Annotated in this window: 9 protein-coding genes and 1 tRNA gene; 1 reads left to right on the top strand and 9 read right to left on the bottom strand. The window is 65.2% G+C overall.

Features of this window, described 5'->3' with window-relative positions; translation table 11 throughout:
• Nucleotides 1-493 precede the first annotated feature (493 nt).
• A complete protein-coding gene (locus HMPREF1137_RS04435; RefSeq protein WP_231284023.1) occupies nucleotides 494-2191 on the top strand; it encodes a cell wall protein in 1698 nt (565 codons plus the stop codon).
• 173 nt (nucleotides 2192-2364) lie between these two features.
• Here the strand turns inward: HMPREF1137_RS04435 and HMPREF1137_RS04440 are convergent, their stop codons facing one another.
• From HMPREF1137_RS04440 to HMPREF1137_RS04480, 9 genes are all read right to left on the bottom strand, one after another.
• The gene (locus HMPREF1137_RS04440; protein WP_007589410.1) at nucleotides 2365-4059 is read right to left on the bottom strand and encodes a hypothetical protein; all 1695 of its coding nucleotides are present in this window, start codon (nucleotides 4057-4059) and stop codon (nucleotides 2365-2367) included.
• Complete coding sequence (locus HMPREF1137_RS04445) at nucleotides 4044-4847, bottom strand: ABC transporter ATP-binding protein (RefSeq protein ID WP_007589440.1); 804 nt, start codon at nucleotides 4845-4847, stop codon at nucleotides 4044-4046. The genes HMPREF1137_RS04440 and HMPREF1137_RS04445 overlap by 16 nt, the downstream gene beginning before the upstream one ends.
• Before the next feature lie 107 nt (nucleotides 4848-4954).
• Nucleotides 4955-5953, bottom strand: a complete 999-nt coding sequence (locus HMPREF1137_RS04450) for a hypothetical protein (RefSeq protein WP_050980934.1) — start codon at nucleotides 5951-5953, stop codon at nucleotides 4955-4957.
• A 72-nt stretch (nucleotides 5954-6025) separates the two neighbouring features.
• Nucleotides 6026-6499: a peroxiredoxin gene (locus HMPREF1137_RS04455; protein WP_034467502.1), complete on the bottom strand. Its 474-nt coding sequence runs from the start codon at nucleotides 6497-6499 to the stop codon at nucleotides 6026-6028.
• 53 nt (nucleotides 6500-6552) lie between these two features.
• A tRNA-Leu gene (locus HMPREF1137_RS04460) sits at nucleotides 6553-6633 on the bottom strand.
• A gap of 83 nt (nucleotides 6634-6716) precedes the next feature.
• A complete protein-coding gene (gene mnmA, locus HMPREF1137_RS04465; protein ID WP_007589433.1) occupies nucleotides 6717-7808 on the bottom strand; it encodes a tRNA 2-thiouridine(34) synthase MnmA in 1092 nt (363 codons plus the stop codon).
• Nucleotides 7809-9014: a cysteine desulfurase family protein gene (locus HMPREF1137_RS04470; RefSeq protein ID WP_007589444.1), complete on the bottom strand. Its 1206-nt coding sequence runs from the start codon at nucleotides 9012-9014 to the stop codon at nucleotides 7809-7811.
• Nucleotides 9011-9988, bottom strand: coding sequence for an electron transfer flavoprotein subunit alpha/FixB family protein (locus HMPREF1137_RS04475; protein ID WP_007589418.1), 978 nt, complete (start codon nucleotides 9986-9988; stop codon nucleotides 9011-9013). Before HMPREF1137_RS04475 ends, HMPREF1137_RS04470 begins: the two co-directional genes overlap by 4 nt.
• Before the next feature lies 1 nt (nucleotide 9989).
• Nucleotides 9990-10793, bottom strand: coding sequence for an electron transfer flavoprotein subunit beta/FixA family protein (locus tag HMPREF1137_RS04480; RefSeq protein ID WP_007589434.1), 804 nt, complete (start codon nucleotides 10791-10793; stop codon nucleotides 9990-9992).
• Nucleotides 10794-10959: the final 166 nt, after the last annotated feature.

The raw sequence follows: 10959 nt of genomic DNA on the forward strand, positions 1-10959 counted from the left end.
GCCAGGCCTCGCGGCAGCCTCCAATCGGGCGGCTTGTCATGCTGTTTTCCATCGCTTAGCCAGGCATCGACACCACATGCGATACAAAACTCACCCAGTACGCGCACATCACCCATAAGTCGGCCATGTTTCATGAGCGGTCACAGCAAGGTCATTGAGTGCACTGCGAAGCACATGGGAATCACCCGCATGCGATGTGCCCGCGCCTTATAGAGCAGTCAAACCACAGCTGAGCTTGCAAGAGATGATGTAATTGTGTCAACAATGTGTATACTGAAAAATCATGACTCATTCCGTTTAATTCGCACACATACGACTGGGGAACATCATGAGGAAAAGCCGGAGAGTTCTAGCTACGGGCGCTGGTTTGGCTCTTGTCGCTGCAGGTACGGTATCAATGTTTGCGCCACGCAGTGCACAAGCCGATGCCCAGCCCTTCTCCCTCTCACAATACGTCTCATCAACAAGCACGACGGTGTGCAATACGACCCCTGTGATCACGACCTATCACGGCACCGTCGTGCTGGAAATTCCGATCACTGCCCTTCTGGCAGGCCACGAGGCAGAAATCCGCGCTGCGGCTGCACAGGGGCTCTCCCCTCATGACTCCGACAGCAACGACACCGCCGATATCACGCTGACCGTGAGTGTTCCTGAGGCAGTCACGCTGGGAACGTCTCGCGCGAAATCCACCTCGTCAATGCTCGCCTACACCTCGTTCTCCCCGGGCGCTGAGCGCACACAGGTCACTGCGAACATCCACCTCAGGGATCTGAACTGGCAGCAGCTGCTCGATATCTACGATGCAGAGAAAGCCAACCCCGATCAGCACACGATCAAGGTCCAGGTCCCCTATGCCGTTGGCGCAATTGACCCCGCGGAAGCGACTCAACTGGCCAGCGAACAGATTACCGTGACAGGTACGTTCAACTTCTTCGCATCATCGACCACCCCCGCCCAGGTCTTTCACTTCGATACAAAGACCCTGGCACTCGCACAGTCGCCTACCGACTGCTTCGCGTCCGCACCAACCCGGACAACACGCTGGGTTGATGAAGAGGACGGCCACGACTTACAGCCCCCGAAAACCGGGCCAAACTTCTTCCACGCCGCGGGAATTCCCGACTACGAATTCTCCACTCAGGAGTTGTCTGCGGATGGCCTGACCGGCATTTACAAGTACAAGAAGGTATTTGGCTCTCTTCCAGTCAATGGCGATGACCCGACAATCGACACCGATTTTAAGGTCGGCCTGGAGGGGAACACTCCGACTCAGACGGAAAAGATCTACGCCGAGAGCAAAGATTCTCTTCTGACCATTGAGAACGTCGTTCACTTGGATGACCTTCGCGGTGGACGCATTGCGGAGCTCCTCGAGGAATACGACAAGACGCCTAACGCTTTCGACGATATTGCACTGAAGAATGCTCACTTGGGCTTCACAACCCAGATCACTCTTCCTTCGCAGCTGAAGTTTTCTGATCCCTCGGCCATCTCGGTGACTGGGCTTCCCCGGGGCTTCTCAGCGAAGACAGTGGCAGTTAACGGACAGACCGCAACGGTTACCGTGGACTTCGATAACCCCGAGGAGATCACCACCATCGCAGCCCTCAAGGACGCGATGGGTGCGCTCCACGGTGATGCGGTGATCACTATTCAGAAGATTGCCTTCACTGAATCCGCTACTGCCGACGTGGATTACCAGATCGATCACCTCACGCAGGGCACTATCTCGGTTGATGTTGAGAAACAACTCGGTGTCATGGTCAGGCCCGGGCAGCCTTCACCCGCATGCCCTCCGACGATGGATGACTACGACGCTGTCAAACCGGCCGAGCCTCATTCTGTTGTTGGAACAGTATTTGATCCCCCATCGCCCGCATGTCCCCCTACAGACACCCCTTATTCCGCCGGATGGAGGCCCCCCATGACTGGCCCTTCTGCCGGATGGGATGAAGCTCCGCTCATGAAGCACACCCTGACGTTCACGACGAGCGAGGCGCATCCCGACGTGACGCGACTGTCCTTCAAGCCCGGTCCGACGCCTACACCGACGACGGTGACGCCCTCGGCTCCTCCTACGCCTGCAACGCAGCTCGCCAAGACCGGTGCTCTCACCGGCGATGTGCTGGTGCTCGCTGCCGTCACGGGCACTATTGGCGCCGCGGCAATGCGGAGGAAGCGCTCTTAATTCGCGTGTCATAGTCATAGGCGGGGTGCCGGTGAATCGCCGGCGCCCCGCCTTATTTGGGTGAAGAGACAAAACACCACTACCCCTCCGGCACAGTGCGCCACAGCGTCCGACAACGAGGCCGGGGCACCCCAGTGGGCAACCCCGGCCTCGTACATGCAGTGCAGACGAGATCAGTGTCCCGGCCAGCTGCGGATCGACGTGAGCGCGGCGACCGAGTAGCGGTCCCACACGCGCCCGCCAATGCGGACCGCTGCCTCAAGGACGAGGACCGACCACGCGAGGGCCACGACGTAGGCAACCCAGTGGGGAACCAATCCGAAGGATGCCAGCACGAGCAGCACGTAGGACGGGATCTGCAGAAGCGCGGTACCCGCGAAGCCCACGAGCTGCAGCAGCATCGTCATCAGGAAGGAACCGGTCCCCTTCGTCGCGAGCGGGGACGTGCCCGGAGGCTGCACGGGGTACACCCACCGCGCGTTCACGACGAGGGTCGTCGCGGCCGCACCCGCAAAGAGAACGACGCCTATCACCTGGTGGAACACGAAATCGGTGGCACTCGCACCGGTGACGGAATCGTGAATGAGGTAGCCGATGACCTGGGGTACTAACACAATGAGCGAACCGACGAGGCGTCCGCGACGTTCCTCGCGACCGCTCATCCCCGACGAGACCACGATCCACGCGCCCGTCGAGTCGTATTGCATGAGCGCGCCGGTCGTCAGGCCCGTCGTGATGGGCACCAGGTAGAGGAAGATACCCGCCGAGAAAGCGAACGACTGCCCCTCAGCAACCAGCCGCCCCATGAAGATCGCAACAATCGGGAACAGCAGCGCAAGCGCCATGTTCATGTTTAGACGCGTATCGACGATCCAGTAGCGCAGCGTACGCGCGGCCAGGGAAGCGCTGCGCACGCCGAGGCCGAGGCGCGTGAACAGGTCGACGCTGCGCAGGCCGGCGGCTCGCGACTGCTCGGAGCGGCGACTGCGCGCTTCTTCTTCGAGGGATTCGTCGATGAGGTGGCGTCCCTCGTCGATGGCGCGCTGCGCGTCGGCGCTGATCTCACCGGCGTAGCCGCTCATGACGGGGCGCAGGACGGCGAGCCATGCGCGCCAACCGAGGACGGCGGTCACGACCGTGATGAGAGCGCGGATCGCCGCGGCCACCCACGCGCCCTCGAGCAGAGAGGCAACAACGCCAAAAGGTGCGCCGAAGGGAGTCCACAGTGCAACGTTCACACCCGCCTTGAAGGCCTCAAGGGAAAAGTTCCGGGTCAGCAAAGACATCCAGTAACCCAAGGGGGTCAGCACCAGCATGAAGACGACGGCGCCCAGCGCTGTGACAGCATCCTTCTTGCTCGAGCTGTCCAGACGTACGGCGAACCAGGTCCCAACCGCGCGCGCCCAGAGCACCGCGAGAGGCAGCGTCACGAGCCCAGCGATGAACCAGCCGAGCGCCTCAAGCCACTGGGCGCGCCACAGCGCGAACCAGACGGGCAGGAAGAGGATCATCGCGGACAGGAGCCCGCCGGGACCGACCGCCGTCGAGGCGGCCAACCCCGCCCCGAGGCGCTTGCTGGGTCCCACGTAGGGCGACAGGCGCACGGGATCGAGAGAGTTGTCCATCGAGGCGAAGATGATCGGGAGGACCAACCACAGCAGGAAGATGAAGGGCCCAGCAATCGGCATCACCGGCGTGGCCAGGGAGGCCTCGTCGGAGCGAGCGAGGAAGGCGGTGCCCAGGAGCACGGAGGCGTAGATTGCGCCAAAGTACAGGACGCCGAGGACTGCGAGAACGAGGACAACCGTCTGTTTGCGGACGGTGTTCCAGATGATGCGGAGCTTAAGGCGAATCAGTTGCCCAACCACGACAGGCCTTCCTCGGAGTGGACGCCGCCAACCAGGGAGGTGAAGCGCTCCCCCAGGTCGCCGCCCTGGGCTACCTCGTCGGTGGTTCCAGCAACGAGCACGCGCCCCTTGTCGATGATGGCCACGTGCGTACACAGCTGCTGGACGGTTGCCATCACGTGCGAGGACAGGATGACGGTGCCACCGCGCTTGGTGTAGTCGGTGAGAATCTGGCGGATGTTGGCCGCAGAGACAGGGTCGACGGCCTCGAAAGGCTCGTCGAGGACCAGGACTCGCGGGGAGTGAATGAGGGCGGCGGCCAGCGCGATCTTCTTCGTCATGCCCGCCGAGTAGTCGCTGATCAGCTTCTTCCCGGCCTCGGCCAGGTCGAGGGCCGCGAGGAGTTCCTGAGCGCGCTCGCGGGCGACGGACGCGTCCAGACCGTGCAGCATGCCCACGTGGACGAGGAAGTCAGGGCCGGAGAGGCGGTCGAGAAGCCGCATGCCGTCGGGCATGACGCCGAGGAGGGCGCGTGCTTCCTGGGTTCGCGCCCACACGTCGACGCCATGAACGAACGCCGTCCCCCGGTCGGGGGTGAGCAGGCCGGTGGCCATGGTCAGCGTCGTCGTTTTACCAGCGCCGTTAGGACCAACGATCCCGTAGAAGGATCCGGTGGGGATGTCGAGGGACAGGTCGGCGACGGCGACGAGGTTGCCATAAATCTTGACGAGGCCTCGGATCGCCAGTGCGACATCTTCCCCCACGGGGGCGGCGGGTGCCGCAGGCACGGCGGGCTGCGAATCGGACACGAGATACTCCTTCACGCATTGAAATACCCGCTCATTTTACGAGCGATACATGGCAATGCGGAAAAACATATCTCAGATGATGACCCTCCCCCGGGCCGATCACGCCGTCAGCGGGAGCTGACGATGACGGTCAAGCCCTGGTCCGGCTCGTATGTCCAGGTCGCCTTATAGGCGCCCCACTCCTCCGACTGGGTGCCATCGATCGCGCGGGTCGCGTACATCCGCTCGCGCACGGCCGCGGGGGTGCCAAGCTTGCCGAGCACGCACTGGAAGATCGGCGTCGTCAGGCTATCCCCACTATCGGAGAAGGCCTCGAGGGTCAGCGAGCTCTCATCGCTGGCCAAGCGAGCATGCAAACCACGTGCATGGCAGGAGTCGACGGCGTTCGTGAACCCGGAAGAACCCGTCGACCGCGCAATAAACAGTCCACCAACTACGGCCGCAACAATCATGAGCGCGGAGATGAAGCCAAGGAGGAACATGACGAGGCCATGGTGGCGCTGCCCATGACGCGCCGAACGGTCGCGACGCTCCAGCCGCGACTCAATCTGGCCAGCACGGCGAGCCTGCGCCTCACGCCGAGAAGCACCTCCGACATGGGATGCCTGCGCGCTCCCCCGCTCCGGGGACGACGCCTCAGCAACCGCGCGCTGCTGCCCACCATCTCGTTGTGCGGACACGCCCACAACGCGCATGGTCGTGCGATGCCAGTCGCGATGGACAGGGACACCGGGGTGCTGGTCAGCCTCGAAGGCCACCCCTGCCTCGTCACGATGCGCATATTCGCGGGCGGGAGTGGGAGGCTGGGCGATCCCCCCAGTCTGTGCGGGAGCATCGCCGCGCGCAACAGCTTGTTGCTGCGCTACCGTGACAGCGTCCTTCGAGGGACGAGAATCATTCGAGGAGCGAGGCGCACCGGAAGCCTTGCGTCGAACCACCGCGACCTCGGCGGTGACGACCTGTTCGGCGGGAGAGGACTCGGGCGCACGGGACATCGTGGGCAGGCTGGGCTGCTTGCGCAGACGCATGGGCGCAGCATCGGCCGGATAGTCCTTCGTCACCTGCCCCGCACCGATTCGATACGCGTCAGGCGTCCTGGCCCCCATAACTCCTCCATTAGTAACTAGCTGTCAGTTTCTTGACAATCATATGTGCTAGTTACTTGAAAAGCAACGGGGTTAGTCGATACCGAGCGCCTTACGCAGACGAGCCACGTGACCCGTTGCTTTCACGTTGTACTGGGCCAGGGCGACCGTACCGTCGGGGTTGACGACCACGGTCGAGCGAATAATGCCCACATAGGTGCGGCCGTAGTTCTTCTTTTCACCCCACGCACCGTACGCCTCGAGAATCTCGTGATCCGGGTCGGAGGCCAGCGGGAAGGTGAGAGACTGCTTCTCAGTGAAGCGCTCGAGGGCGGCCATCGAGTCGGCCGAGACGCCGATCACCGAGTAGCCGGCACCCTGGAGCGAGGCCAGGGAATCGCGGAAGTCGCAGGCCTCCTTCGTGCAGCCGGGCGTGGAGGCCTTCGGGTAGAAGTAGACGACGACGCCGCGCGACGAGGCGGCGAGGAGATCAGACAGGGACAGGGTTCCCTGAGTGGTCTCGGCGGTGAAGTCGGGGGCCTTGCAGCCAATTTCCAAAGCGCTCATGACCTCAGTCTATCGACCACCGCCGCCCGGAGGCGACCGGGCACGGGCAACTGTGCGCGAGATGGGACTCGAACCCACACGTCAAAGACACTGGAACCTAAATCCAGCGCGTCTGCCAATTCCGCCACTCGCGCGCGCACCCCAGTCTAACCGATGTGCCCCGGAGCGTCTGCATGCCCACGCCCACGTCTCTCGACGGCGCGCACGCCCGAGACCTTCAGCGCCCGGTTGCGTCGATGGTCCCCTCGCCGAGGACTCGGCTCCCCCGATAGACGACCATCGACTGGCCGCGCGCAACACCGCGCGCACTGTCCTCCAGGACAACGCTGATCGTTCCGGCGTCCAGGTCGCGAGTCAGCGACGCGACGGGCACGGGCGTGCCGTGCGCGCGCAGCTGCACAAAGAGGTCGGTGGCGTCGGAGCCGTCGTCGTCGGAGGCGAGCCAGACGGCGTCCGTGGCCGTGATGCGGGAGATGGACAGGAGCTCAGACGCCCCAACGACGACCTGGTTGGTCTCCGGCCTCGTCTCAAGGACGTAACGGGGGCGCCCGTCGGGCGCTGGCGCGCCAATACCAAGGCCCTTACGCTGGCCGACCGTGTAGTTCCAGTAGCCCTCGTGGCGTCCCAGGACCTCGCCGTCGGGGGTGACGATCTCACCCTCGGAGGCGCCCAGGTGAGCGCGCAGGAAGCCCTGCGTGTCACCGTCGGGAATGAAGCAGATGTCGTAGGAGTCGGGCTTGTTGGAGACGCCCAGGCCGAGGCGCTCGGCCTCGGAGCGTACCCACGCCTTGTTGGGGGCATCCCCCAACGGCAGGACGACGCGGTGAAGCTCCTCGGGCCCCATGACGGCCAGCACGTAGGACTGGTCCTTGAGGTTGTCGGCGCCGCGGTGCAGCTCAGGTCCGGCCTCACCATCCACGATAGCCGCGTAGTGGCCGGTGCACACCGCATCGAAGCCGAGCGCGCGTGCGCGGCTGGCGAGCTCACGGAACTTCACGAACTCATTGCAGCGCACGCAGGGGTTAGGGGTTCGCCCGGCCTTGTACTGGGCGACGAAGTCGGTGATAACGGCCTGCTCGAATTCCTGGGCGAGGTCCCACACGTAGAACGGGATACCGATGATCTCGGCGGCGCGCGCCGCGTCCCCGGCGTCCTCGATCGAGCAGCATCCGCGCGAGCCGATACGACACTCCTGAGGTTGGGAGGACAGGGCCATGTGCACGCCGACGACGTCGTGCCCGGCCTCCACGGCCTTCGCGGCGGCGACGGCGGAGTCCACGCCGCCGGACAGCGCTGCCAGAACTCGCATCTAGCGTTCCTCGTTTCGTTCGTTGCGCACGTGGGTGACGCCGTCCAGGGCGGCGCCCGCGCGGATCGCCATCGGCAGGGCGGCCAGGAAGGCGTCGATGTCTTCGCGTGTCGTCTCATGGCCGAGCGAGACGCGCAGGACGCCGAGCGCCTGCTCCTCGCTGCGTCCCATCGCCATGACGATCTCGGAAGGACGTGTGACCCCCGCGTGGCAGGCGGACCCGGCGGACACGGCGATCCCGGCCATGTCGAAGGCCATGAGGACAGCCTCGGGGCGGGCGGTGGGCAGGGACAGGTGGATGATCGCGCTCGACGAGGCCGACTCCCCCACCGTCGAATACGTGCCTTCCGGCAGGTGGGAGAGCAGGTGCGCGCGCAGGTCGGCCGCGCGGGCGGCGAAAGCGGCGCGCTCGGCGACGATCTCGGTGAGGGCGGCACCAAGAGCGCAGGCGCCCGCGACGTCGGGCGTGCCCGAGCGGATCGAGCGTTCGTGGCCGCCGCCGGGTCGGTCGGTCGTCATGGGGATGCCGCGTCGGGCGAGGAGAACGCCGATGCCGGCGGGGGCGCCCACCTTGTGTCCGCCGACGCTCATGAGGTCTAGGCGGAGTTCCGCAAACGACACGTCCAGGGTTGGGATGGCTTGGGCGGCGTCGGAATGTACGAGACCTCCGCTGGCGTGCACGAGCTCCGCGAAGTCTGCGACCGGCTGAATCGTGCCAATCTCGGAGGACACAAGGGTCATGGATCCGAGCGCGAGGCGACCGTCCCACGAGGCGGGCACGTCGTCGCCGCAAACACCGGGCAGGATGGACACGCCGCCCGCATCCACGGGCAGGACCTCCCAGGAGAAACCCTCACGAGACGCGACCTCGCGCTGGTGGGCGACCGCATCGTGTTCGAGGCCCGAGACGACGATCAGGTCGCGCGCGCAGTCGCGGCCTCGCATCCCTCGGGACGCAGCCATGACGCCGAGGGCATCGGATTCTGTGGCGCCGGAGGTGAAAATAACCTCGTGAATGTCTGCTCCGAGGGCCGCTGCAACCTGCTCGCGCGCGTCGTCGAGCATGCGACGGGCCCGCCGCCCTCCGAAGTGGAGGGCGGCGGGATTGCCGGGGTGTGCGGCCAGGTCACGCTGAGCGCGGGTCCACGCCTCGAGGGCGCACTCGCGCAGCGGCGTGGTGGCCGCGTGGTCGAGATAGACGCTCACGCCTGGGAGCGCGCCTCCTCGATGGCAGCCAGGGCTGCGGGCACGACCTCAGTGACGTCGCCGACGACGCCGAAGTCCGCGATCTCGAAGATCGGGGCGTCCGGGTCGTCGCACACGGCGACGATGTGGGCGGAGGACTGCATTCCCACCGTGTGGTGGATCGCGCCGGACACGCCCAGGCCGATGTACAGGTTCGGGGTGACGGTCAGGCCGGTCTGGCCGATCTGCTCGGATCGCGGGGCCCAGCCCTCGTCACAGGCGACGCGGGTCGCGCCCACTGCGCCACCGAGCGCCTGAGCGACGGAGCGAACCAGCTCAAAGTCGCCGTCGACGCCGCGGCCACCGCACACGACGGTGGAGGCGTCGGTCAGGGACACGCCTTCCTCCTCGTCGGGAACGGACGAGACGACCTGAATCGCGCTAGCCTCGGGGCTCAGCTCGACGGCAAGGGCCTGCGGAGTCAGGGCGACGGGAGAGGCCACCGGGGCCTCGTCGATGACGCCGGAGGCGATGCCGACGATCGGGGTCTGTCCCTCGAGGACGATGCGCATCGACCAGGAGCCACCCAGTGCGGTCTTGCCGATCTGGAGAACGCCGCCGTCGAAGCCGACGGAGGAGGCACCGGAGACCACGCCGGCCTCGGTGAGGGCGCCGACGCGGCCAGCGATCTCACGACCGCGGTAGTCCGAGCACAGGAGCACCAGGCCAAAGCTGCCACTCGCCAGCGCGGACACAAGCGCGTCGGAGGCGACGACCGAGGAACGCGCGGCGTCACCCAGGTCGGCGTGAAGCAGCTGGGTCGCGCCCAGCTCCGACAGCGCGGCCACGTCGGGGGTGGCTGCCAGGGACAGGGCGACGACGTCGGCAGAGGTCAGGGACACGGCCAGCGTCACGGCCTGTCGGGCCAGGGGCGTCAGGTGATCGCCCACCTGGTCGGCCAGAACGAGAATCGGAGAACTCATTTGCTGCGTCATGTCACTTCACCACCGAAAGGATGTAGTCGGCCAGAGCGCGCCCGCCCTCGCCGGCGTCCTGAATGATCGTGCCGGAGCCGTCGCGGGTCTTCTCCTCGCCGTGGGTGACGGCGGTCAGCGCGCGGCGCATGACGAGAGCCTCGCCACCGGGAACCTCGACGAGGTCGTCGATGCCCCACTGGTCCAGCGGCTTCTTGCGGGCGGCCTTCATAGCGGCGAAGGCCGGGTAACGCGGCTCGTTGATCTGGTCGGTGACGGAGACGACGGCGGGCAGCGCGGCGCGCACGGTCTCGGTGTAGCCGTCGACGGCGCGTTCGATCGTGAGAACACCGTCCTCGACGTTCAGGGAGCGGGCCAGGCCCAGCAGCGGCATGTGGGCCTTGGCGGCCAGGGCGGCGGGCAGCATGGAGGTCATCGCGTCCAGCGAGGCCATACCGGTGATCACGAGATCAACGGGGCCACACTCCTCGGCAATCTTCGCGATCGCGACGGAGAGCACGGAGGCGGTCGTGATGACGTCGGAGCCCTCGAGGAACTCGTCGGAGACGATGTAGGCGCGGTCGGCGCCCATCTGCAGGGCGCGCATGAGGGAGTCCTCAGCGTCCTCGGGGCCCATCGTCAGCGCGACGACCTCGGCCTCGCGACCCGCATCCTCTTCGGATTCCTTGAGCTGGACGGCTGCCTCGATGGCATTCTCGTCCAGTTCGTTGAGCACATCGTCCTCACCGCGCACCAGGCGGCCGCCCTCAAAACGGCGTTCGGACTGCATGTCGGGGACATGCTTCACACACACGACAATTCTCATGACTTCTAGCGTGCCACATTCTGCGCAGCACGCCCATATATATGAGGGTTGCCTCACCAGCGCGTGCCGCTGTTCATACCCTCAGCTGGCCCCCTAATCCGACCGCTTAATTAACGGTCACGTATGATGGAAGATGGCTGTATCTATCAGGCTATGGTGCAGCCAA

This window comes from Actinomyces sp. ICM39, assembly GCF_000282935.1.
Classification (GTDB): domain Bacteria; phylum Actinomycetota; class Actinomycetes; order Actinomycetales; family Actinomycetaceae; genus Pauljensenia; species Pauljensenia odontolytica_B.

Excerpts from the sequence above, each read along its gene's own strand:
- HMPREF1137_RS04450 (WP_050980934.1), bottom strand. The coding sequence starts at position 5,953 with ATGGGGGCCAGGACGCCTGACGCGTATCGAATCGGTGCGGGGCAGGTG.
- HMPREF1137_RS04455 (WP_034467502.1), bottom strand. The coding sequence starts at position 6,499 with ATGAGCGCTTTGGAAATTGGCTGCAAGGCCCCCGACTTCACCGCCGAG.
- mnmA (WP_007589433.1), bottom strand. The coding sequence starts at position 7,808 with ATGCGAGTTCTGGCAGCGCTGTCCGGCGGCGTGGACTCCGCCGTCGCC.
- HMPREF1137_RS04475 (WP_007589418.1), bottom strand. The coding sequence starts at position 9,988 with ATGACGCAGCAAATGAGTTCTCCGATTCTCGTTCTGGCCGACCAGGTG.
- HMPREF1137_RS04480 (WP_007589434.1), bottom strand. The coding sequence starts at position 10,793 with ATGAGAATTGTCGTGTGTGTGAAGCATGTCCCCGACATGCAGTCCGAA.